Origin of the sequence: Shewanella glacialimarina, from assembly GCF_020511155.1 — a bacterium.
GTDB classification, from domain to species: domain Bacteria; phylum Pseudomonadota; class Gammaproteobacteria; order Enterobacterales; family Shewanellaceae; genus Shewanella; species Shewanella glacialimarina.
Map to the genome: position 1 here is coordinate 1,777,086 of NZ_CP041216.1, position 25,132 is coordinate 1,802,217.

A 25,132-nucleotide genomic window follows, 5' to 3' on the forward strand; every position below is an offset into this window, starting at 1 on the left:
TTATCCTTTCTAATATCGTAAACGTTTAATTAGGTAGTCTTTAAAATTTCTAAGTGTTGTTTCACTTTGCGGATTAAGCATACCTTTAGCATGTTCTGGAATATGGTCGAGAGGCTGAGCATCGAAAATATAATGGTTAAACAGGTTTAACCACATTCGCTTCTTTTCTTCCGGTAAATGTCTTAATGCCATTACCGCATAAAGCAAAGCATTACCTGACTCGTCGGTAGCATAATCGGTTGCTGACCACCAAAAGGTCGCTAATAAATTTAAATGGGATAAGCCTTCTACATGATGCCACCACATGCTGGGTAAGAATAATGCATCCCCAGCTTCTAGTTCTGCCACCTGAGCATGTTGCAGAGCATCTTGAAATTTAGGGTATTTTTTAAAGTCTGGCTTTGTTATATCTACTAGACTAATCGATTGTCCCGCGGGGGTGAAATCAAGCGGTCCAATATAAAGATTTTCAAGTTGTTCTGGCGGAAATAAAGTAAATCGTCTCTTACCGTATACGTTACATGCAATATTATGAGGTACATCATAATGAGCCGGTATAGTACTTTGATTGCCCATCCAGAAGTTCATTGTTGGAGATTTGCCCTCTATATGGATATCATTTTCATTTCTTAAGCTCGAAAAATAGTTATCAACAGATGTTGTGCCCATATAATATAACGGCGGTTTTTCATTCCCCTTAGACTGAGCAATATGCTTAAACAATTCGGTTAATGACATTTTGTACGCTTTGCAATTTAACGCGGTAAACTCATCATTGTAAAAAATCCGACCATTGATATCTGGGGATCCATGACCAACGGTGAGTGCTAAATTGTTAGCATACTTTAATAAATAGTCTTTTAAAGCATCTTCAGACTCATGCCCTTTTTTGACTATAGGCCATTGGTTAATGAAGCCCTTGAGTATCAGAGGTTGTTTAGAATTAACTACAAAAGAAGGGACATCAGAAGCAGATATGCCCTCTACAGTGACCACTTTTTTCAGCGTATCTAACATGTCTATCCTCTATTTTATTTGCAATCTCTGGTTTTTTCTTTTTATCAACTCGCTCATATTTAGCATAGACGCACTAGCCATATAAAGAGGTTTTAAAAAACCTTTCTGGTTTAGTTCAAAAAGTTGCTGGGAAGATAAATTGCTTAAATTATCTTCATTTACGGTATAGAAACCAGACAATCTATTGCTACTTTGGTCATTCAATTTGATATCGAAAACAAACTTCTCAATTAAATTAAATTGGCTTAATAAATTGAAAAATTGTTTACTATCTTCGAATCCTTGGTCTATTTCCCCTAAAATATTACCTATATCTTCTATAAATGGTGTGTTTTGACCATATTGAGTAAATATACTTTCACCTTCGTGTTCATTTAATCTTGGGCTATCAGCATCAAGGTGGATGACTTTTTGTTTTTGAATCTGACCATTTATTTCTTGATTTTGATAACCAATTAAAAATGGTTGCGCCTTAATAGTATGTGGAACATAGCCGCAATCCCAACGTTCATCTGGTGAAAGAAATAGATTTTCTTTTTTCTCTAAACCGAATAATGCGAACGCTTGAAACTCTTCGGTTGATTCGTTCTTATAAAAGACAATGGGATAGTAAGACTGAATAGCGTAAAACTCACTAGGGAAAGTGAGTGTAAGCATTACATTATCACCTAAATCTGAACTTCTTTTGGTGTGAACCTTTAAGTTTTTATGTTGCTCATTATTTAACATTTGGTGGTTTGACATAATTTATCTCTTATAATTTAAATTCATTAATATGAAATAATGTAAAATTTTGCACTTGTTTTTATTATTAAAAAACCGCCAGAAGGCGGTTTTTTAAATATAGCTCACTTTTAGAAAGTGTAGCGTGCGCCAATGTTGTAACGAGCACCTGACTGAATAGCATTCAGTAATTCACTGCTGTGACGGCTATACATACGCTGTGTTTCATCAGTAATGTTTATGCCTTCAGCAAAAATGATGAAGTTTTCAGTTATGTTATAACTAGCATTGATATCGATTTGCGAATAAGCCTCACTAATACGTGGATTATTAAGGTTGTTATTGGTTGAGACTAAGAACTCGTCTCGCCAGTTATAAGCGACACGAAGTGAAAACCCATAGTTTTCATAGAAAGCCACAACGTTTGCAGTATCACTTAAACCAGGTAGTGCAAACTGGCTATCAAATACATTAGGGTCATACTCTGCATCACTGGATACAAAAGTATAGTTGGCTTGCATACCAAAACCCATTTCTAATGTATGTTGGAAAGCAAGTTCAATACCATCAATTGAAGCATCACGTTCGTTAAATGGTTTAGTAATATCGAAATCTATTAGGCTATCTTCAGCCGTTGAGTGGATATTACCCGTTGGATTTCCGTTTGAGTCTGCACCTGTGACTGTACTAGATTCTGGATAGTTTTCGAAAATGTATTGTCTAATTGCTGCGTTATCACTGCTTCCAACCGCAGCAAGGGCTTCTGCATAACGAGGTCCGTTAGTTGGATTTCTTAAATCAAACAAATTACCCTTGGTTGTACGAGTACCAATAAAGTTTTCAATGTCTTTTTTGAAGTATCCAGCAGATGCGTAGCTCGCAGGAGCAAAATACCATTCTAGGGAAAAGTCAAAGTTGGTAGATTCATAAGGCACTAACCCTGGATCACCACTGTTTGCGGTAGCAAATCCTTGTCTTACTTCACCAATACCTACGCCACCACGAATGTGATTGTAAGTTGGTCTTGAAAGGGTTTTTCCGATTGATGCTCTTGCAATTAAATCATCAGTAATACCTAAGCTAGCATCAATGTTAGGTAAAAAGTTGTCGTAACTACCGTTGAAATCGGTAAACGCACTTTCACCAGTATCTATGGTTGCAAATTCATTATTAGAAACCCAATCAATGCCTGTATATGCTGGCACCATAGCACTTGCATTAACATCTGTATCTTCATATCGGAAACCGACAGAGACATTTAACGGCATATTTGAAATATCAAATTCCATGTTAACTTGAGCAAAAATAGCCTGATATTGTTCAGCTATCATCTCATCTCTTGTCCAGTTGTCATTGACACAGAAACGATCGCTACAAGGCCATATACCAGGTGATACTTGATTACCGCTATTATCAGGCGCTGCATAAGAAGCGATTTCGCGTGCTGCGTCTGCAAAACTAAATTTGTAGAATAGGTCGAAAAGATTTATCTGGTCACCAGCAGCATTTTGGCCCGTTGTCGGTAGGTCACTTAATTGACCTGAGCTACTGCCTGGTGTAAATAGGCTATCACTAACATCATCAACACTGCCTTCGCCGCCCCAAGTATCACGTTGAGCCGTCATAATAGATGCTCTGACATCATTATCAGTTTTCGATACACCAAAATCGACACTAGTAATGAAGCCATCATCAAATACGTATTTACCACGTAGCTGGATTTGGTCTAAATCATTAGTAAACTGACTGTTTCTTAATGAGCTACCGGTAGCAATTAGTTCAGATGGAGCACCAGTTAAGCCATCTAATTGCGCGATAGACATAACAGGGAAGTCTGATCTGAAGTCAATTGTGGTACTTTGACGAGAGTTAACAGCATATTCGATTACAGAGCTGTTGCCGTATGGGCTATCTGCTTTTGAGGTGGCTGAAGAGTTATGGTAATCCAGTTCTAGGGTTAGATTATCGTTAACATCCCACGCTAAATTAACACCGATTGAATCATTTTTGTTCTTTTGGCCAGATTCAGAAGTAGAAAAAGATAAATCAGGACCCGCACCAGAATGCCATACAAGTGGTGAATGATTTGGGCCATCGGTAAATTTATTTAAATTACCGTCAATCGTTTCGCCTTCCCAGAACCATGCACCGATACCGTTTGAGGTCGATGAAACGGTTTGCTGTGACATTGTATAATCAGCTGTAAGTGTTAGGTCATCTGTTGGTGCGTATTGAAAAACAACCTGACCGTTATCTCTTTTGCGTTCAAATTCGGTAAAGTTATAACGGAACTGTTGTGGGCGGTTAAAGGTATCACCCTCATCCCAATCAGTATTATTGACACCACCGTTCCAACCATCAACTGGAGCGATGGCTTGAGTGTGCCATTGAGGAACAACGGCTTCTTTTGTGGCACCATTTCTGTCTTGGTGACTAAATGAAATGCCAATACCAATGGTGTCATCAGCAAAGGTATTACTGTAGATACCAGACAGTTCAGGGGTAATGTTATCACCTTCATCAGTCGACTGGTCCATTACTCCTTTAACACCAAAAGAAGCTTGTTGCCCTGGATTATCTAATGGTTTTGCTGTTTGGATATTAACGGTAGCGCCAATACCACCGCTTGAAACATCGGCTTTTGCTGTTTTATAAACTTCAACACCACTGATTGCTTCTGAAGCAATATTAGCAAAGTCAAATGAACGTGAGCTGCTTGTTGTGGTTGCTTCTAAGTTGGACGACGGCATTTGACGTCCATTTAATGTCACTAGGTTGAAATCTGGCCCTAAACCACGAACGGTAATCTTAGACCCTTCGCCGTTTGAACGGTCGATTGATACACCTGATATACGCTGTAATGATTCGGCTAAGTTAGTGTCTGGGAATTTACCCATGTCTTCAGCACTAATGGCATCCACTACACCCTGAGAGCTTCGTTTAATGTCCATTGACTTAATTAAGCTACCACGTATGCCTTTAACCTGAACCACTTCAATATTTTCTTCAGCGGCTTCATCTACAGCGTGAGCTGGCATCATTGAACCGAGACCAAGCACAAGTGATAGGCTTGTTGCTAGCTTAGTTTTGGTAAATGTTCTTGTTTTCATCTAGGAAATCCCCATTGACTAGATTTTACTATTTTATAGTTTGCCCTTGAATAAAGTGCAAATCGATTTGTAATTCTCTATTAGCGTCACAGTGTTGTTAATAGCTATGTAAGCGCTTACATAAAACTAGATTAATTTGTGACCTGAGTCAATATAAATGGTAATTAAAATCAACATTTCATTAACTTTTGTGAGGTGTTATGTAGGTTTTTCTATAGGTTGCTGTATTTAATAGTAAATAATTGGTGTTGCTTTAATGTTGTTTTGTAAGCGCTTTCTTTGTGGTGTTGAGGATATGTTCCAAGTAGTAGTAAGCAGAGTTGACTCAGCTGATATGCAAATGGCCATTTACACAAGTTTTCGTTACGTTTAGGATTTTATGAGGACAAAGATTACGTTGCCGTTATTGCTGAGTCTCTAACGAAAAGTGCTGGTGAAAATGAACAATCGACAGTGACCTTGTCATTTTTATAGACATTTTTTAATACCCAAAATGCTGCCATTTTACCCATTTCATCAATCGGGTTACTGACTGTGGTGAGTTTGGGTGATATGTATTGAGGGAAGGGGGTATTGTCGTAACCGATAAATGAGATATCAGCAGGCACGCGAATACCTTTATCTAAACAGATAGCAATCGCACCTGATGCCATTTGGTCACTGGCACACACTACAGCGGTAAATTTTTTATTTAAGCTGAGCAAATGCCTCATCCCATCGCTACCGCCAAATTCACGGAAGTTTCCCTCAAAGCACAAAGCAGGGTCAAACATGACTTTATGCTCTGCTAATGCTCTTTGGTGACCTTGGAGTCTGTCTCTGGCGTCTCGTTTGTACATAGGCCCAGAAATGTAGGCGATATCTTTATGACCTAAAGATAAAATGTATTCCGTTGCCAGATAGCCACCACGTTCATTTTCAAGATAAATACAATTGTCTTTTAACGCTTCTATGTAACGGTTGATCAACACAATAGGGGTTTTTTGTTTATGCAGTTCGATCAGGTATTCATCAGAAACCGCTTCGACATCTAAAATGAGTGCATCGCAGCCTCGACTCAATAAAAACTCGACACTGTCTTTTTCTTGCGCCTCATCAGCGTGCCCTGCGGCAATGATGACGTGTTTATTGGCTGTGCGAAGTGCCGTTTCGATTTCGGTCATCATTGGGCCATAAAATGGACCGTCCAATTGAGACACCAAAACCCCGATACTATTTGAACAACTAGAAGCAAGCGATTGTGCAATAGTATTAGGGCGATAACCTAATGATGCCATAGCATCTAGCACTTTTTGTCGAGTTTTATCACTGACTTTGGTGTTGTTATTCATCACCCGCGATACGGTCGCGAGTGAAACACCTGCCAGTATTGAAACATCGTAAATTGTCGCCATATTTTTGCTTGCTTCTTGTATAAATTAAAATCGGCAGAAGGTTAACATGGTTTCTATTACATTTGGAAATCAAACAAATAAAAACCAAAAATATTGAAAGTATTTGTGATTAAACTTAACGATAATCACTAGGTTTGCTTATTCAGTTGCAAATGAATTTCATCTACCTTGGCAGAGTCTAATTTATACCAACTCATCACAACGGCAACAAGAATTGAGCCAATAGCAGGAAATAGGGTAAACGACATTAATATACCCTTTAAGGTTTCTGGTGTTTGAGCGGTATCGGCTTGATAGCCATAACCAGACAATAACCAACCAGCAGCAGCGCCGCCAACAGCAACGCCCAACTTAATAAAGAAAATTATCGATGAATAAATCATCCCAGTAATTCTTACGCCGGTTTTATATTGCCCATAATCAACGGCATCTGCCATTTTTGCCCATAAAAGGGGAGTGGCCATGTTGAAGGTAAAACCCCAAGCAATAAACATAATAAAGGCAAGTGTCGTTTGGTCTGCGGTAACAAAGTAACTGGCAATACATAACCCAGCGGCAATAACTTGTAAGCTTATATAGGCTTTAACTTTACAGACTTTTTTGGCTAACGGCTCTGCTAGCATACAACCAAAAATGTTACCTAACATACCTAAGGTAATAAATAAGGTAATAGAATCAGGCATGTTCAAAAAGTATTTAACGTAGTAAATCGCCAAGCTGGTTCTGAGTACCATACCAGAAAGCAAACACACTGAAGCTATTGACAGTATTCGCCATTGATCATTTTTTAACAAATTAGCTAAATCCTGTTTAAAGCTAGATTGCTGATCAATAGGTGGATGTAAACGCTCTTTAGTGCCCCAAAAGCAAGTTAGGAACATCGCTACGCCTAAAATACTCATCGCAGCAATCGTCAGTTGATACCCTTTGGCTTGATCGCCTTGGCCTAAAAACTCGACCAGTGGGAGAGTTAATCCAGATACAAGTAGACCGCCTAGCATAGCAAACACAAAGCGATATGATTGCACCGATACGCGCTCTTTAGGATCGGCAGTTAACACGCCACCTAAGGCACAATAAGGTATGTTAATGGCGGTATAAACCATCATTAATGCGGTGTAAGTGACGAAGGCGTAAATCATTTTGCCATCTTCAGACAAATCAGGCGTGGTGAATGCCAGTACACTGATTACCCCAAATGGCAGCGCAAACCAGAGTAAATAAGGACGGAATTTTCCCCACTTAGTATTGGTTCTATCGGCTAACGCCCCCATTAAGGGGTCGGTTATCGCATCAATTAAACGAACAGCTAAAAACATCGTGCCCACAAATGCGGGCGATATACCAAAAATGTCGGTATAAAAAAATGTGAGAAATAACATCACAGTTTGAAACACAATATTACTGGCAGTATCACCTAATCCGTAGGCAATTTTCTCTTTTATGCTGATCATCCTAGCCTCTTGATTTTATGATGCTTCTAACGAGAACGAATTAAGTCACGGTAGGCTTTACCGCTGGCTTTTATGGTACGTTGTTGGGTGTGATAATCAACATATACAATACCGAATCGTTTTAAATATCCTTCCGCCCACTCGAAATTATCCATCAAGCTCCAGGCGAAATAACCCGCCACATAAACGCCCTGGGTTATAGCATTGTTTACTGCATTTAAGTGCGATTGATAATAGTCGATACGATCGACATCATCCACCTGACCGCCAATTAACTGATCAGGCATTGCTGCACCATTTTCGGTAATGTAGATAGGCGGTAAAGGGTAAGTTTGACTAAGCGATACTAATAAATCGGTAAAGGCTTGTGGGTATATTTCCCAGCCCATATCCGTTTTCGGAGCATTGACCATGTCCACTTGAGCGTAAATGGTTTCTGTATGGGCTTGATATACTGCACGAGTATAGAAATTAATCCCTAAAAAATCGATTTTATGCGCAATGATATCAAAGTCGCCAGCTTCAACCACCGGGCGGACATCCTCAGATAAGTCATTAATGATATCCGGATAGCATTTATCAAAAAGAGGCTTGATATACCATTGATTCATATATTCATCGGCTTTTTTGGCTGCGTTAATATCAGCGATGTTATATGAGTGTGGGTAGCAAGGGGTAAAATTAAGCACAATGCCATTAAGAGTATTAGGACTTTGTTTTTGTAGCACTTGCATACCTAAGCCATGCGCTAACAATATATGGTGCGCAGCTTGACGACCATAAGCGACCTTGGCTTTACCTGGTGCATGGATACCAATTTCGTAGCCTAAAAATGCGCTGCAAAAAGGTTCATTAAAGGTAGCGTAAGAATGCACTCTGTCACCCAATGCAGCCACTATTTTGCTAGCATAGTCTTGAAATAAATATGCTGTGCTGCGATTAAGCCAGCCACCGTTGTCTTCAATATGCTGCGGCAAATCCCAGTGGTATAAAGTGACATAAGGTTTTATGCCCTTAGCAAGTAAGCTATCTAATAATTGGATATAAAAGTTAACACCCTCTGAGTTAAGGCTGCCGTCTTGCTTTATTACTCGAGGCCATGAAATAGATAAACGATAAGCATCAACCCCCAGTGATTCAATGAGCTCAACATCCTGTTGCCATAGCTTCACATGCTCACATGCTTGCTTTCCATCAGAACCGTCACTAATTTTCCCCGGGGTTGCACAAAATGTATCCCAAATAGACGGTAAGCGATTGTGTGCGCTGCCTTCAATTTGAAATGAGGCGGTAGCCACTCCAAATGTAAAATCCTTAGAAAGCATAGGTGATGTAGCGGGTAAGGTTATTTTCATATTTCTATTCACTTAGTTTTGTTTGAATTGACCCATGTTATGTCGAAACGAAATTGGCTGAGTAAAGTCTTTAAGTGCGCGTTTGCATCACTTCACGGTTTGTCTTCGTTGTTGACCAATCACGTCAAAAAATGTTTAGTTTGAATCAAAAATCGTTGACATCGGTTATCGTTATGTTAAAAATGAAAGCGCTTACATTGAGACTAGTGATTAATTATCAAAAGGTCAATACAAGTTTTAAGCGTAAAAACGCGATAACTTGTTTTACACACGCTTTTAAACAAACATATAACTATAACAGGTGGAAACATATGGCCGGGGCAACTTCTGATGCATCAATTCAAACTACCGTGGCACAAGATGCACCGCATCAGTCAGGGAATTACCGTTTTGCGTTAATTGCATTAACGTCGTTATTTTTTATGTGGGGATTTTTGACTTGTCTGAATGACATCCTCATTCCATATTTAAAAAACATGTTTGATTTAAGTTATACCCAGGCCATGTTGGTGCAGTTTTGTTTCTTCGGTGCATACTTCATTGTGTCTATTCCTGCAGGTAATCTAGTCGGTAAAATCGGCTACCAAAAAGGTATTATTACCGGTTTAGTTATTGCCTGCATTGGGTGCTTATTGTTTTATCCTTCAGCGAGTTTAGCTTCTTACAATATGTTTTTATTTGCTTTTTTTGTGTTGGCATCTGGGATTACTATTTTACAGGTATCAGCAAATCCTTACGTCAGTACTTTAGGACCGGCCAATACCGCTTCATCACGTTTAACTATGACCCAAGCATTTAATTCATTGGGTACCACTGTGGCACCATTTTTTGGCAGTTGGTTAATTCTATCAACGATTGAACATCCTGATTCGGTTACCGAGCTAGATCAAGCTATCGCGACCTTAACGGTTGCAGAGCAAGCCAGTACGGTTCAAGTACCTTATTTAATTCTAGCGGCAGCGTTATTCCTACTTGCGATTATCTTCTTATTTTTAAAATTACCCTTGTTAGGTAAAAAAGATCCAAGCGAAAGTCTTCAAACCGGCTCTGGTAGTGCATGGCAATATCCACATTTAGTGTTAGGCGCGGTCGGTATTTTTGTCTATGTGGGTGCTGAAGTGGGTATTGGTAGCTTTTTGATTAACTTCCTAACCCAAGATGAAATTGGTGGGTTAACAGAATCACAAGCGGCCAAATACATTGCTTATTATTTTGGTGGTGCCATGGTTGGACGCTTTATTGGTGCGCTGGTTATGCAGAAGGTTAACGCTGGCAAGGTGTTGGCATTCAACGCTATTTTTGCCTGTGTGCTGGTGGCGATAGCGATATTTTCCGAAGGCACAACTGCTATGTGGGCATTATTGTTAGTCGGGTTATGTAACTCAATTATGTTTCCAACGATATTCAGTTTAGCGTTACAAGATTTAAAACAATATACCAGTCAAGGCTCAGGTATTTTATGTTTGGCTATTGTCGGTGGTGCCGTGGTGCCATTATTACAAGGCATGCTCGCCGATTCATTTGGCATTCAATTAGCGTTTGTGTTGCCACTGCTTTGTTATGGTTTTATTTGTTATTACGGATTAATAGGCTGTCATGCTAAACGTCCTAGTAAGTCAGTTTAAGGGATATGATGATGTTATTTAATATACCAAAATATGATTCTGCATTACGTTACAGCTTATCTGATCTGATGCCGTTTAGCCTTACTATGCTGGCCGTATCGACTTTAATAGGTTTAGGATTAATGGGGTGTCAGCCTCAGGGGGGATCGACTCCAGTAAAGAGTGCTGATAAGGCACTTGAGGTTGTAGTCGATACCTCTGCAGCAAATATGCAGGCTGTGCCAGCTAAAGATATTAGCCTTTGGCCTGAGCAAGCACCGGCTATAGCGGTTGATCCTGTGTTAGAGGATAAAATTGCCAAATTATTAATGTCCATGACACTTGAGCAAAAAGTGGCGCAAATGATCCAACCTGAAATTCGTGATATTACGGTTGAAGATATGCGCAAATATGGTTTTGGATCATATCTAAATGGCGGTGGTGCTTATCCCAATAATGATAAGCACGCTACGCCTGCTGATTGGATAAAACTGGCTGAGGATTTTTATCAAGCATCGATAGATGATTCTGTTGACGGGATAGCGATTCCGACTATGTGGGGCACTGATGCGGTTCATGGCCATAACAATGTGATTGGCGCGACTTTGTTTCCGCACAACATTGGTTTAGGTGCAGCAGACAATCCAGTGTTAATCGAGAAAATTGCCGCTATTACTGCCAAAGAAGTTATGGTCACCGGTATTGACTGGGTGTTTGCACCTACAGTTGCCGTGGTTCGTGATGACCGATGGGGCCGCACTTATGAGGGATATTCAGAAGACCCTCGTATTGTAAGGGATTATGCCTTTGCGATAGTTGAAGGCCTGCAAGGTGCTGTCAATGGTGACTTTTTAAGTGATCAACATGTGCTGTCAACGGTAAAGCATTTTATCGGTGACGGCGGCACAGAAAAGGGCATAGATCAGGGGGACAATACGGCCTCTGAACAAGATTTATATGCTATTCATGCCCAAGGCTATGTCGGTGGTTTATCTGCAGGCGCTCAATCTGTTATGGCTTCATTTAACAGCTGGCACGGCGATAAAATTCACGGCAATCAATACTTACTAACGGATGTACTAAAAGGTCGCTTTGGCTTTGATGGTTTTGTTGTGGGTGATTGGAACGGCCATGGACAAGTGCCTGGTTGTACTAATGAATCATGTGCGCAAGCGGTCAATGCTGGATTAGATATCTTTATGGTGCCAACCGCTGCGTGGAAACCTCTGTATTACAATACAATTGAGCAAGTTAACAGTGGTGAAATTGCCCAGTCTAGAATTGATGATGCAGTGACGCGTATTTTACGGGTTAAATTTCGTGCTGGATTATTTGATAAACCTAGTCCTGCTAAGCGACCACTTTCGGGTAAAACTGAGTTAATTGGTCAAGCCAGTCATCGTGAAGTAGCAAGACAAGCAGTACGTGAATCACTCGTGCTGTTAAAAAACAATCAAAATTTATTGCCATTATCGCCTAAGTTGACCGTATTAGTGGCAGGTGACGCTGCAGATAATATCGGTAAGCAATCAGGTGGTTGGACAATTACTTGGCAAGGTACTGACAATAAAAACAGTGATTTTCCTGGGGCAACGTCTATTTTCGCTGGCATTGATAATGTCATTACCCAAGCTGGCGGCAAAGCGATATTAAGTGCCAATGGTGAGTTTGAATTGGTGAAAAAGCCGGATGTGGCCATAGTGGTGTTTGGTGAAGAACCTTATGCCGAAGGTAATGGCGACATTGATAATGTAGAATATCAACGCGGTGATAAACGTGATTTAGCATTACTTAAAAAACTTAAAGCACAGGGCATACCTGTGGTGTCGGTGTTTATCAGCGGCCGACCAATGTGGGTTAATGCAGAGCTTAATCAGTCGGATGCTTTTGTTGCAGCCTGGTTACCCGGTTCGGAAGGTAATGGGATTGCAGATGTGTTGTTTACTGATGCAGAGGGTAAGGTTAACCATGATTTTGTCGGTAAGTTATCATTTTCATGGCCGGCTAACCCGCAACAAACTTCAGTCAATGTGCCTTTAGAAACGGAAGCATTAGTTGCGTTAAACAGTAATTATCAACCGCTTATTCCCTATGGTTACGGTTTAAACTATCAATCTGCACCAACAGATGTCATCACCTTAGATAACTTATTAGAAGATAATTTGTCATCAACTCAATCTCTTGAAGATTTAGCGTTATTTGAACGTGCGGTTAAATCGCCCTGGTCAATGTTTATTGCTACAGCAACGCAGCGAGAAGGACTCAGCAGCAGTGTGGCTAAAAATAGTGCGCTTAAAATTCGCACCATGGACAGAGTTGTGCAAGAAGATGCCCGTTTAGTGACATTTAATGGTACTGAATTAGGTACAGTGGGTTTGCAGAGTAATTTCCCAAGAGATTTTCGTGCCTATAGTAATACTGATTCGGCGTTGTCGTTTAGTATTAAGGTTGACACTGCATTAACTCAACCTTTGTGGCTGGGTATGGCGTGTGAAGGCGATTGCCGTCCTCAGTACGACATTAGCAAGCAAGTGACTGTTGGCGAGTGGAACAATGTCAGTGTGGCATTGAATTGTTTTGCATCTGAGTCAATGGATTTTGGCAAAATTGTATCGCCTTTTTTCCTTGCAACAGACGCTATGGTTGAACTGAGCTTTAGCGATGTCATTATTCAAGCAAACCATCAACCAAACACTATTCAATGTAATTAATCATTAAGCCACAGTGCGGCTAAGCTTTGCTGATGTCAGTAAAGCTTAGCTAAGTGCATGCAAAAATGTGCCGAGTGAAAGCAGTTGACGGGCCCTGAGTTGGGCGCCGTTATTGACAAAGCGCGATTAAATTTCGTTTAGGAGCAAAAATGAATCAGCAAATAAATGGGCTACCTTTTAAGCTTAATATCACCGCGATTGCCTTGTCAGGACTGTTTTTATTAGGGTGTGGTTCAGACAACTCCACCGGTATTGACGAAGTTGAAGCAACACCTCCCACAAGCATTACGGGTTGGCAAATGGTGTGGCAAGATGAATTTGACGGTACTGAAGTTGATAGCAGCAAGTGGAGTTTTGCAGTTGATTGTTTTGGTGGTGGTAATGATGAAGCCCAGTGTTATACCGCAAGGGCTGAAAACTCGCAGGTGGCGGAAGGGTTATTAACCATCACCGCCCTAAGAGAGACATTCTCTGGGCCTGCAGTGAATGACTCTGATCCAAATTATGATCCTTTAGATACGTCTAAAACTTTGGACTATACCTCGGCAAGGTTAGTCTCCAAAAATAAAGGTGACTGGAAATATGGTCGTTTTGAAATTCGCGCTAAATTACCGCAAGGCCAGGGCACATGGCCTGCTATTTGGATGTTGCCAACTGACTGGGTATATGGCCCTTGGGCGGGATCGGGTGAAATAGATATTATGGAAGCCGTTAACTTAAAAACGGTGACCAATGGAGGCGAACCTGAATCAGCGGTTCACGGCACACTACATTTTGGCAAAACCTGGCCGAATAATGTTTACAGTGGGCAAGATTACGCTTTACCTAACGCACAAAATCCTTCTGATGATTTTCATGTTTACGCCCTAGAATGGCAAGAAGATGAGATCCGTTGGTATGTTGATGATGTTCATTATGCGACGCAACGCTCATCTGGTTGGTATAGCCAATACATTGATGAAAATGGCAATACTGTCAATGCACCCAATGATGCACCTTTTAATCAACAATTTCATATGTTATTGAATCTTGCTGTTGGCGGGTCTTGGGCGGCGAATGTCAATAATACGGGTATTGATGAAAGTGTGTTCCCACAGGCAATGCAAATTGATTATGTGCGTGTGTATGAATGCGCCGACTCTCCAAATACGGGAGCAGGTTGCGCCACTATTGATGATGCGGCGATTATTGTGCCGGGTCACAGCGCCCCAGAGATTGTGATACCGGATACGCAATTTGGTCAAGGGCCCACTTTTAGCCTATTTAGTTATGCCGATACCATTGCTCTTAACACAGATTTATCTTTTGGAAGTTATAATCCTGATGGTGCGATAACCTATCAGGTTGGTAGCGATGATGTGCGCGGTGAGGTCCTAGAAATCACCAAAACAGCAGCGGTAGGTAATCTATTTTTTGAATATTCTCCTCGAGTTGATTTATCCCATTGGCAAGAGCTTGGTGAGTTAGTGTTTGATATCAATGTGACCTCAATTGTAGAGGGAACAGAAGTATTGGTTAAAGTGGATAGTGGTTGGCCAAATACTGGCGATATCAGTATTTCACTGCCGGATAACCTCAATCAATGGCAAGAAGTCAGAATATCATTTGCCAGTCTTGTGGCCGGTGGTAATCGATTTTCACCCGGCAGTACGGTCAATTTTACCGATGTTGTTAATCCATTTGTTATCGAACCAACAGGCCCTGTGGTATTAAAACTGGATAATATTCGTTATGAATACCAAGTGGCTCAGCAGACTGAATTGGTGGTATATGATGATGCCGCTGTGGCGCCCTATGCTTTTGGTTTGTTTGCAGCATCTGGACAATTACTAGAGGAGCAAGTTGATGTTGGAGGCGAACATAAAATAGTGACCCAATTAACCTTTAACACCAATGAAGCTGTAGGATTTTATCAAAGCAGTGGCACTGTGATGGATTTTAGCGGGTTTAACTTCTTATCATTCGATTTGAATGTGGTGACAGATCTGCGTGAAGTGCGAAGTATGAAGATTAAAATGGACTGTCAAACCCCGTGTAGTTCTGGAGATTTTGACATAATGCCTCCCGACTTAGGTGTATGGACCCATTATGATATTGCATTAACTGATCTGGTGGCTAACAACGGCTCAAGTCTGGATTTGGCCAAAGTTGATACCCCGATTGTTATTTTTCCTAAGTGGGGCGACCAACAAGGTGTGGTGTTGCAAATTGATAATATTAAGCTGACCCAATAAGCTCAGGGCTACACTGATTTAAGTGCATCTTATTGTAAGTGTTTTTATTGAATACGAATGCAAAAACGCACTGTTTTCTTTGCCTGACTCAGTGCTTAGCATAGTATCAAGTCCAAGTTAGTTGTTTTTGATAGAAGTACAATCAAATAGTTATAAATCAATGATCTTAATAATGGCATAATATGCCATTATTAAGTGTTTTAATGAACCAAGCGTTTTGCTAAGGAATTGATTTGTCTAATTTTGTACTTTCTCAAGCTGAGCTGCAGCAAATAGTGACTATTGCCAAGCAAGCGGGTAATGCCATTATGGATGTTTATGCCCAAACCGACCTGCAGGTAGAGATTAAACAGGATGATAGTCCGGTTACCGCGGCCGATATTGCTAGCCACAATGTGATTATTAAAGGGTTAACAAGTCATTTTGCTGATATCCCTGTCATGAGCGAAGAAGATGCCAACATTTCCTGGGCGACGCGTAAGCAGTGGCAGACTTATTGGTTAATCGACCCGTTAGATGGCACTAAAGAATTTATAAAGCGTAATGGTGAGTTCACCGTCAACATCGCCCTGATACATCAAGGGCAAGCAATAGCGGGTGTGGTTTATGCGCCCGTTTTAGGTAAATGTTATAGCGGTATTGTGGGGAATGGTGCCTGGCTTGAACATAATGGCCAAATTAGTCGTTTGGATATTAGCCAGCGCAGTATTTTGCCTATACCTGTTGTTGTCGGTAGTCGCTCACATATAAGCCCTGATGTTGCTGCATATTTACACACTGTGGGCGAGCATCAAATGCTCAGCGTCGGCAGTTCGTTAAAATTTTGTATGGTGGCCGAAGGTCAAGCTGATGTGTATCCAAGACTTGGATTAACCAGTGAGTGGGATACCGCAGCGGCACAAGCGGTTTTAGAAAGTGCTGGTGGTGTTGTGGTTGAATATCCGGCATTAACGCCTTTACAGTACAACCAAAAAGAAAATATTTTAAATCCGTATTTTATTGCTGCATCAGCGGCATGGTTTGAGCGTTAGTCTAATAAATCATTTGTTTACGTCAGCCAAATACGACACCAGAATGAATAATAATTAAATGGAGAGACAAGTTATGATGCGCATGGGCGTTGACCTTGGTGGGACTAAAATTGAATTAGTGGCGTTGGCTGACAATGGTGATGAGTTATTTCGAAAACGTATACCGACACCACGAAATTATCCTGACACCTTAGATGCGATTATCAACCTAGTGAATGAAGCCGAAACCACACTGGGCCAGAAAGGCTCGGTAGGTGTAGGTATTCCTGGGGTTATTTCGCCATTTACAGGCCTAGTCAAAAACTCCAATTCGACCTGGATTAATGGCCATCCTTTAGACAAAGATTTAGGCGCTCGTTTAGAACGCGAAATCCGAGTAGCTAATGATGCAAATTGTTTTGCGGTATCAGAGGCCGTAGATGGTGCGGCATCAGGTAAAGGTGTGGTATTTGGTGGCATAATAGGCACCGGCTGTGGCGCTGGCATTGCTATTAATGGCCGAGTGCATGCAGGTGGTAATGGTATTGGCGGTGAATGGGGTCATAATCCACTCCCTTGGATGACGGCAGAAGAGCATCATTCAACCGAGTGTTTTTGTGGTAATAAAGATTGTATTGAGACCTTTATTTCGGGTACTGGGTTTGTGCGTGATTTCCGTGCGGCTGGCGGCGAAGCAACTAGCGGTATTCAAATTGCAGAAATGATGGCTGAAGGTGATGAGTTTGCTAAGCAGGCTTTTGATCGTTTTATTGACCGTTTAGCCCGTTCACTAGCGCATGTGATCAATATGATGGACCCTGACGTGATTGTGTTAGGTGGTGGAGTATCTAATATCGACGCCATTTACACTGAGTTACCAAAAGTGTTACCTCAATATGTCGTTGGTCGTGAGTGTCGCACGCCTGTGGTTAAAAACCTCTTTGGTGCTTCATCGGGTGTTCGTGGTGCGGCGTGGTTATGGGGTAAGTAAGTTCGAAGCCCAATGCTGGTCAGCCTAAAAATGCCATTGATGATTCAATGGCATTTTTGTTTTTGTGGCCCAGCTAAATAATTGTAAAACCACTCAAATTGCTTTCGCTAATTTGAGGGTGAGTCGTTACACTATTGCGATTATTGTCAATTGGATAGCTATTGAATGTTTTGGCTTAAAAAAATCATCTCACAATTATTTATGCCTATTCCGCTAACGGTGTTATTCATTTTACTCTCTTTGTTATTAATGACATTTGCGGCATCAAAATTAAAGTCTATTGCAAAGTTAAGCTTACTCGCAGCACTGGCAATACTGGTTGGTTTAAGCCAATCTGATAGCAGCTATTATTTAGCCAACTCTTTAGAATCCCAATATCCGGTTAACTCAACACCCATAGCCCCTAGTGAGCAATGTGTAGTGATGGTATTAGGCTCAGGTCACAATGAAATAGCAGGCCTAACCGCGGTGCATAAATTGTCGGCTGTTGCCTTGGGGAGATTAACCGAAGGTGTGCGTCAGTTATCACTGGGACAAAATTGTCAGTTAATCGTCAGTGGCTGGAATGGCGGTTATATGTCCACTGCGCACGCGACCATAATGAAGCAAGCTGCAATAGAGTTAGGGGTTAATCCTGGCACTATTGTTAGCTTTCCTGAAGCAAAAGACACTATTGAAGAAGCAATTTTTTTATATAGACTTATTGGACAACAGCCGTTTAGATTAGTCACATCTGCAACCCATATGCCGCGCTCTATGATGATATTTAGCGCATTAGGAATGAGCCCCCAAGCCGCACCAGCAGATTTTATTGCGCAAAAAAGTGTGTGGTGGCGTATTGATGCTAGTAATTTGTTGACATCCCAAAGAAGTATTCATGAGTACGTTGGGATGTTGTGGCTGAGTATTAGAGGTGTGTCGGCTGATCAAATGGTAAATCAACTGTCACTTGATAAGGAATTGAATTAAATGACTGAAGCTTTAGCGATATACCCAAATACAAAACGTAATGGGCTGACGTTTACATTAGCGGGCGCGACAGGATTGTTGATTAGCTTTGTGCTATTTATTCAATACAGTAGCTTATTTCCATTTTCATTGGTGCTGTTTGGGTTATCAAGTGTAAGCGTGTTGCTGGGCGCCGCTAAACTAAATGAACCTTTGATAAGCCTTGAATTAAATGAAACAGGAGTGACGTATTTTCACCGTCGTGGCCAAGTGACGCTTGAGTGGCTCAATTTACAGCGAATCGATAATGTCAGAGTAACCCAAAATATGGAGTTAATAGAGCTACCCTATATTGGCTTTAAAGTGAAAAAAATGAACCCTGTGTTAGATTCTATTTCACCTAGACTTGCAACGGGTTTATTGACTGAGCAGCGGCCGCTATTAATGACAGCGGCGACTCATGATGAAGATTTACACAGTTTAGAACAATACTTAAGTGCAGAGTTTAGCCCGTTTGTGAGCCATGGTGAACGTTACCGTGGAGTATTAGCTATGTTTGGCCGCAGAAGTGAAACCTTAGCAGAAAATTTGGGTTTTCATTTATACGTATCCCATGATGCACTAGACCGAGACTCAAAAGAGATGCTCACTGTATTGCGTGAGTGGCAGCAAAAAGCGATGCGAGGAATGTAAATGAGTGATGACATCATTTCTCAAGGAGGCTGTCTATGTGGCGCGATACGTTACCAGATAGTTGGTCAGCCGTTTGATGCGGATTATTGTCATTGTCGTCAATGCCAACGTTCATCTGGTGCTGTCGTCATGTCATGGATGGATTTTAAGGTTAACAAAGTCACTTGGCTTATCGGCACAGTAACAGAGTTTGCTTCTTCAGAAAAAATTAAGCGTGGCTTTTGCCAACAGTGTGGCTGTAGTTTGAGTTATCGGCATCAAGATTATGCTGAATATATCACTCTATCGATTGCCAGCTTAGATAATCCTAACTTAGTTTCACCTAATTACCATATTTACACCGACAGCCAAGTAAAGTGGTTAAAGATTGACGACAATTGTAAAAGGTACCCGCAGGCGAGAAATGATAGCGTTTCAAAAACATTATAAAACGCATTTACGGTTAGTTAAATGGGATGATGATACCTAGTAGTTAGTTTTTTGTATGCTTTGATTCTCGGTGGCGCTGGCCTAAAAACTGCCCACCATCAATCACTTCTAATTTTTCACTGTAAGCATCACCGTCAAATAAGCCCGTTGATGAAATGAGTAACTTTTGACATTGCACAGTGCCTTTTACTAGGCCTGTAATGCTGACATCCTGACATTGAATATCGCCATTTACCTCACCACCTGCTTCGACGACAACGTTACCTTGGGTAATAATATCCCCGAGTATTTTACCGCTTATCATCACGTCGCCATTAAATTGAAAATCTCCGGTGAGCTCGCAGCCTTGGGCAATAAAACTTAATTGGGGTGTGTCTTTTTTGGGATTAAACATCAGTTGCTCTTATTGTTTTTTTAACATCATTATTTGCAATGGATATTAATATAATCATTTTGACTGACATGTAAATTAAAAATCAGTATTAAGGTGAGTTCGAATATTACTTTAAGGTGCAGTTAATGCAATGGCATTTGAGGGGCAGGGCGACACACATGCTCCGCAACCAGTACATGCACTGATATCAATAATCGGTTTTGGGACTTGCCCTACCGCCATGACAAAACTTATCGCGCGCGGATCGCAAGCATCCTTACAGCTTTGGCACCATACGCCATTGTAAGTTAGGCAGGTTTGTTTGATATTGGCTACAATCAGCCAAGGTACGTGTTGTTCTGTGTCGAACAAAGGTTCCTCACATGCTGTGACGCACTTTTGACAAAAAGTACACTCGCCAAGGGTAAAGTCAACCTCAGGAAAACCGCCATCCCCTCGCTTGATAATACTGGTTTCACAGGCTTTAATGCAGTTATCACAACGAGTACAAATATCAGTAAATTCAATATCTGTTTTTACCCAAGGCGGCCTTAATGCATTACTCTTTCGACGGCTAAATAAACTGCGGCGACCTTGGTTGACAGATTGACTCATTGTGACTCCTAGATTGTCCTGATTTTTAACGTCTAATAAATCAGGCTTTATAACCATTAGGGTTATGTGACTGCCATTTCCAGCTACTATTGGCCATATCTTCAATAGTATGAGTAGCATGCCAATTAAGCTCGCTGGCAGCATAACTTGGGTCTGCGTAGCAAGAGGCTATATCGCCAGCGCGGCGGTCGACTATTTGATAAGCTAATGTTTTATTTGATGCTTTTTCAAATGCCTTAACCATTTCTAACACACTGTAACCAATCCCTGTTCCTAGGTTATAAGTGACTAATCCAGGGCTAGTTGAGAGTTTATCTAAGGCTTTTAAATGTCCCATGGCTAAATCAACAACATGGATGTAATCTCTTACTCCAGTGCCGTCAGGGGTATTGTAATCACCGCCAAAAACGCTCAATTTATCACGTTTACCCACGGCAACCTGTGCGATAAATGGCATAAGATTATTAGGAATATCATTAGGGTCTTCGCCAATTAAACCCGACTCATGCGCACCTACAGGATTAAAGTAGCGTAAACAGGCAATATTCCAGCTGTTATCTGAGTGATATAAATCAGTTAAAATATGTTCGACCATTAGCTTTGATTGACCATAAGGGTTAGTTGCACCTGTCGGGAAGTCTTCCTTAATGGGCAAACTGGCCGGATCGCCGTACACAGTTGCAGATGAACTGAAAACAAGATTTTTAACATTATATTCAGCCATTACTTGGCATAAAATGATGCTGCCAGTGACATTGTTTTCATAATATTTAAGGGGTAAGGCGACTGACTCTCCCACAGCTTTTAGTCCAGCAAAGTGGATCACTGAGTCAATTTCATGATCGGAGAATATTTTTTGCAGCAAGGCTTTGTTTAGTACATCACCTTGGTAGAAAGTTACCGTTTTATGGCTAATACGTTCTACACGCTTTAACGCTTCAACGCTGGAGTTAGACAAGTTATCTACAATAATGACTTCCTGTCCTATAGCCAATAATTCTATAACTGTATGGGTACCAATATAACCTGCGCCACCGGTCACTAAAATTGCCATGTTTATATCCTAAATTATCTAAAGTATTGAACTTGCCTTTAATGCTTATTGTAAATCAGTTGCTTAGAATTACTATAAAAAAACCGATTTAACGGGTAATAATGATGGTTTATTTCGAGTCGTAGCCAAGTTTGTCAAAATTCCTATCCATTATATTGGTCTGATATTATTAGGTATTTTTTTAGAGTATACGCCAACGTATGCTTATGTTTACAAAAAGCTAACATTGTTAATCCTACTATAAAGTGTGAGGGAGTTAACAAAATCGATGGCATAGCACAATATGAAGGGAGTGAAGTTGACGTAAAGTGGAATTAATGAGCAACGTGACAAAGTATATTTCTCATCAACCTGATAGCCAAGGGTATATTAATTATTCTGAACAAGAGGATAATTTATGGCAACAATTGTATCAGCGCCAAATTACTAACTTGCCAGGGCGAGCATGTGATGCCTATTTACAAGGTATTCAGACATTAAATATGTCAGTTGATAGAATACCTCAACTGCCTGATCTCGATAATGTCTTAACTGAATTAACAGGCTGGAAAACCGCCGCAGTTCCGGCATTAATCCCTTTTGGTAAATTTTTTGAATTACTGGCCAGTAAGCAATTTCCGGTAGCAACCTTTATTCGCACCAAAGAAGAATTTGATTATTTACAAGAACCTGATGTATTCCATGAGGTTTTTGGTCACTGCCCTTTATTAACTAATCCTGCATTTGCTAATTTTTCACATATTTACGGTCAATTAGGGTTAGCCGCATCAAAAGAAGATCGCGTTTTTCTTGCTCGTTTATATTGGTTTACCGTTGAATTTGGTCTAGTGCAAGCTAAAGATGGTCCATTAAACATCTATGGTGGAGGCATTTTAAGTTCCCCTGGTGAAACCTTGTATGCATTAAGCGACAAGCCAGAGCTTAGACCTTTTGATTTATTAGATGTATTGAGAACGCCATATCGCATCGATATCATGCAACCGATATATTATGTTATCGAAGATATTGAATATTTGGATGAAATTTCCAAGATGGATATTATGGCTTATGTGAAAAAAGCCCGTGAACTGGGGATGTTTGAACCTAAGTTTGCCCCCAAAGTAAAAGCAAGTTAAGCCATTTGTGGCGAACTTTTTAGTGTTATTTTTAATTCTTATTCATAAATTAGCCGTATTTAGGAGTCCCAATGACTGCACTATCTGAAATGAAATGTGAAGCTTGCCAAGCTGATGCCCCAAAAGTAACCGATGCCGAGTTAGGTGAATTAGTACGAATGATCCCAGATTGGGGTGTTGAAGTGCGTGATGGCGTAATGCAATTAGAGCGAGTGTATAAATTTAAAAACTTCAAATTAGCCATGGCATTTAGTAACAAGCTTGCTGATTTGGCAGAAGAAGAATTTCATCACCCAGGTATTTTTACCGAATGGGGTAAGGTTACTGTAACCTGGTGGTCGCACTCAATTAAGGGTTTGCACAAAAATGACTTTATCATGGCAGCCAAGACCGACCAGTTGTTAGATTAAAAACATAACTCAATAATTCAGCATGTTACGTAAGCGTAATGTGCTGAATTGTTTCTCTGTTACAATTCTGCTGTAAACTTCACTTGCCACCTCTATCATAACACTCTACCGTATGCGCAGTTTCCAAAGAAAACACCAATAATTAGGGAATCACAGCATTATGCGTTTGGAAGTGAGTTGTAACGATCGCGTCGGCCTCGCGAAAGACATCCTCGTCGTACTTGAAAAATATGGTATTAATTTAATTGCCATCGATGCTAGCAACAAAGGCTTTTTGTATCTGCAATTTGCCGAAATCAGTTTTGAAATGTTGCGCGAGTTAATGCCCCTTATCCGTAAGGTAGAAAGTGTGCACGATGTGCGTACCGTATCTTTCATGCCTTCAGAGCAAGAGCATTACGCCTTAAAAACCTTATTAAAAACCCTACCAGATTCGGTATTTTCCCTTGATGCTAAGGGACGTATTCGTATTGTCAACGAGTCGGCTTTATTGACCCTAAATATGGCCGAACATGAAGTTGTAGCTGAGTCTTTGAACCATTGGGTGCAGGGATTTAACTTTGTACGTTGGTTAAGCGAGTCTCAAGTACCTGCCGTTGCATCGCGAGTTACCATTAATGCCAGTGAATACTTAGCCGAAATGCTGCCCATTTATTTACCTGACGATAATGACAAAACCATTCTTGCTGGCGCCGTAGTATCACTTAAATCGCCAGCCCGGGTAGGCAAGCAGTTTAACGCATTACAGAATCAAACCACGGGTTTTGATAATGTGCTTGCGGTCAGTGACAAAATGAAAGATGTGCTTAAGCAAGCTAAGCGAATGGCGCAATTAGATGCACCGTTACTTATCACGGGCGAAACCGGTACAGGTAAAGAGTTAATGGCGCGAGCCAGTCATGACGCCAGTATGCGCCGTGAGCATCCATTTATAGCCATTAACTGCGCCGCATTACCTGATAGTGTTGCAGAAGAAGAATTATTTGGTTTTGTCAGCAATGGTCACATAGTCAAGCGTGGTTTTTTTGCTGAAGCAAAAGGTGGCACGATATTTTTAGATGAAATTGCCGAAATGTCTAAAGCGGCTCAGGTTAAGTTACTGCGATTATTACAAGATGGTGCGTTTAGGCGCATGGGGGGGACGAAGAAGTACGTGCGGATGTGCGAATTATTTGTTCTACTCAAAAAAATCTCGCCGAGCTATGCCAATCTGGTGAGTTTAGAGAAGATCTTTATTATCGCATTCATGTGCTGAGTTATCATATGCCATCATTACGTGAGCGTAAGGTTGATGTCATTCCGTTAACTGAAATGTTTTTAGAGCATTACAGTCATCAATTATCCAGCCCGCTGCGCAGAATATCAGCCTCGTGCCGTGATTATTTATTTACCTATGCATGGCCAGGTAACGTGCGTCAGTTGAAAAATGCTATTTTCCGTGCAGTGTCTATGTGGGATGGTTCGGCTGAATTAACGGTTGAGCAACTTAAATTGCCATCATATGCCGAAGGTTTTGGCTACTTTGATGAAGAGTTTGAAGGCACATTAGATGAAGCGATGAAAGAATATGAGGCGAATTTATTACGTCGTTTATATCCTGCTTATCCAAGTACCCGTCAATTAGCTAAAAAGCTTGGCGTATCACATACAGCTATTGCGAATAAATTACGTGATTACAGTATTTCAAAGAAACGATAGCCAGTCAGTGAAAAATACACTGTAACGTTTTTATGCCACCGTTTTGTTGGCTATTTAGCCAATGTATAGCCTGAAAATCATCATTTTCAGGCTATGTTTATAACTGTATATAAATATTTACAAAATTAGGGTTGATACTAGGATATGTGATTCAGCTCACAAGCTGTTTATTGCACGGTTTATCGGTTATTTCT

Annotated in this window: 19 protein-coding genes and 1 pseudogene; 11 read left to right on the forward strand and 9 right to left on the reverse strand. The window is 40.7% G+C overall.

Going from position 1 to position 25,132, the window contains the following annotated elements:
- Positions 1-9 precede the first annotated feature (9 nt).
- From FJ709_RS07665 to FJ709_RS07690, 6 genes are all read right to left on the reverse strand, one after another.
- Positions 10-1,017 carry a cupin-like domain-containing protein gene (locus tag FJ709_RS07665; RefSeq protein ID WP_226415104.1) on the reverse strand — a complete coding sequence of 336 codons (1,008 nt, stop codon included), beginning with the start codon at positions 1,015-1,017 and terminating at the stop codon, positions 10-12.
- Between the two features lie 9 nt (positions 1,018-1,026).
- Positions 1,027-1,761 (reverse strand): SapC family protein, encoded by a 735-nt coding sequence (locus tag FJ709_RS07670; RefSeq protein WP_226415106.1) that lies wholly within the window; start codon positions 1,759-1,761, stop codon positions 1,027-1,029.
- A gap of 110 nt (positions 1,762-1,871) precedes the next feature.
- Positions 1,872-4,850: a TonB-dependent receptor gene (locus tag FJ709_RS07675; protein ID WP_226415109.1), complete on the reverse strand. Its 2,979-nt coding sequence runs from the start codon at positions 4,848-4,850 to the stop codon at positions 1,872-1,874.
- A gap of 392 nt (positions 4,851-5,242) precedes the next feature.
- Positions 5,243-6,244, reverse strand: a complete 1,002-nt coding sequence (locus FJ709_RS07680) for a LacI family DNA-binding transcriptional regulator (protein WP_226415112.1) — start codon at positions 6,242-6,244, stop codon at positions 5,243-5,245.
- Between the two features lie 128 nt (positions 6,245-6,372).
- Positions 6,373-7,698 (reverse strand): glycoside-pentoside-hexuronide (GPH):cation symporter, encoded by a 1,326-nt coding sequence (locus FJ709_RS07685; protein WP_226415114.1) that lies wholly within the window; start codon positions 7,696-7,698, stop codon positions 6,373-6,375.
- Between the two features lie 26 nt (positions 7,699-7,724).
- Positions 7,725-9,053, reverse strand: coding sequence for a GH1 family beta-glucosidase (locus FJ709_RS07690; RefSeq protein ID WP_226415117.1), 1,329 nt, complete (start codon positions 9,051-9,053; stop codon positions 7,725-7,727).
- 311 nt (positions 9,054-9,364) lie between these two features.
- Between FJ709_RS07690 and fucP the strand changes: the two genes are divergently transcribed.
- The 8 genes from fucP (at position 9,365) to FJ709_RS07730 (ending at position 19,673) form a co-directional block, all read left to right on the forward strand.
- Positions 9,365-10,678 carry an L-fucose:H+ symporter permease gene (fucP, locus tag FJ709_RS07695; protein WP_226415120.1) on the forward strand — a complete coding sequence of 438 codons (1,314 nt, stop codon included), beginning with the start codon at positions 9,365-9,367 and terminating at the stop codon, positions 10,676-10,678.
- Positions 10,679-10,746: 68 nt separating this feature from the next.
- A complete protein-coding gene (locus tag FJ709_RS07700; RefSeq protein WP_404830050.1) occupies positions 10,747-13,368 on the forward strand; it encodes a glycoside hydrolase family 3 protein in 2,622 nt (873 codons plus the stop codon).
- Between the two features lie 149 nt (positions 13,369-13,517).
- Positions 13,518-15,602 (forward strand): glycoside hydrolase family 16 protein, encoded by a 2,085-nt coding sequence (locus tag FJ709_RS07705; RefSeq protein WP_226415122.1) that lies wholly within the window; start codon positions 13,518-13,520, stop codon positions 15,600-15,602.
- 233 nt (positions 15,603-15,835) lie between these two features.
- Positions 15,836-16,633, forward strand: a complete 798-nt coding sequence (gene cysQ / locus FJ709_RS07710; protein ID WP_226415125.1) for a 3'(2'),5'-bisphosphate nucleotidase CysQ — start codon at positions 15,836-15,838, stop codon at positions 16,631-16,633.
- A gap of 73 nt (positions 16,634-16,706) precedes the next feature.
- Entirely contained in the window at positions 16,707-17,603 is an 897-nt protein-coding gene (gene mak, locus FJ709_RS07715; RefSeq protein WP_226415128.1) for a fructokinase, read from the forward strand.
- A gap of 165 nt (positions 17,604-17,768) precedes the next feature.
- A complete protein-coding gene (locus FJ709_RS07720; RefSeq protein WP_226415131.1) occupies positions 17,769-18,572 on the forward strand; it encodes a YdcF family protein in 804 nt (267 codons plus the stop codon).
- Complete coding sequence (locus FJ709_RS07725) at positions 18,573-19,244, forward strand: DUF2982 domain-containing protein (RefSeq protein ID WP_226415133.1); 672 nt, start codon at positions 18,573-18,575, stop codon at positions 19,242-19,244.
- Positions 19,245-19,673 (forward strand): GFA family protein, encoded by a 429-nt coding sequence (locus FJ709_RS07730; protein WP_226415136.1) that lies wholly within the window; start codon positions 19,245-19,247, stop codon positions 19,671-19,673.
- 43 nt (positions 19,674-19,716) lie between these two features.
- Here the strand turns inward: FJ709_RS07730 and FJ709_RS07735 are convergent, their stop codons facing one another.
- The 3 genes from FJ709_RS07735 to galE form a co-directional block, all read right to left on the reverse strand.
- Entirely contained in the window at positions 19,717-20,067 is a 351-nt protein-coding gene (locus tag FJ709_RS07735) for a bactofilin family protein (protein ID WP_226415139.1), read from the reverse strand.
- Positions 20,068-20,178: 111 nt separating this feature from the next.
- Entirely contained in the window at positions 20,179-20,661 is a 483-nt protein-coding gene (gene napF / locus FJ709_RS07740) for a ferredoxin-type protein NapF (protein ID WP_226415142.1), read from the reverse strand.
- A gap of 40 nt (positions 20,662-20,701) precedes the next feature.
- Positions 20,702-21,715 carry a UDP-glucose 4-epimerase GalE gene (galE, locus tag FJ709_RS07745; RefSeq protein WP_226415145.1) on the reverse strand — a complete coding sequence of 338 codons (1,014 nt, stop codon included), beginning with the start codon at positions 21,713-21,715 and terminating at the stop codon, positions 20,702-20,704.
- A 317-nt stretch (positions 21,716-22,032) separates the two neighbouring features.
- Between galE and phhA the strand changes: the two genes are divergently transcribed.
- From phhA to tyrR, 3 genes and pseudogenes are all read left to right on the forward strand, one after another.
- Positions 22,033-22,830, forward strand: coding sequence for a phenylalanine 4-monooxygenase (gene phhA, locus FJ709_RS07750; RefSeq protein ID WP_226415148.1), 798 nt, complete (start codon positions 22,033-22,035; stop codon positions 22,828-22,830).
- A gap of 71 nt (positions 22,831-22,901) precedes the next feature.
- Positions 22,902-23,240 carry a 4a-hydroxytetrahydrobiopterin dehydratase gene (locus FJ709_RS07755; RefSeq protein WP_226415150.1) on the forward strand — a complete coding sequence of 113 codons (339 nt, stop codon included), beginning with the start codon at positions 22,902-22,904 and terminating at the stop codon, positions 23,238-23,240.
- A 160-nt stretch (positions 23,241-23,400) separates the two neighbouring features.
- Positions 23,401-24,938, forward strand: a pseudogene (gene tyrR, locus FJ709_RS07760) (transcriptional regulator TyrR).
- Positions 24,939-25,132: the final 194 nt, after the last annotated feature.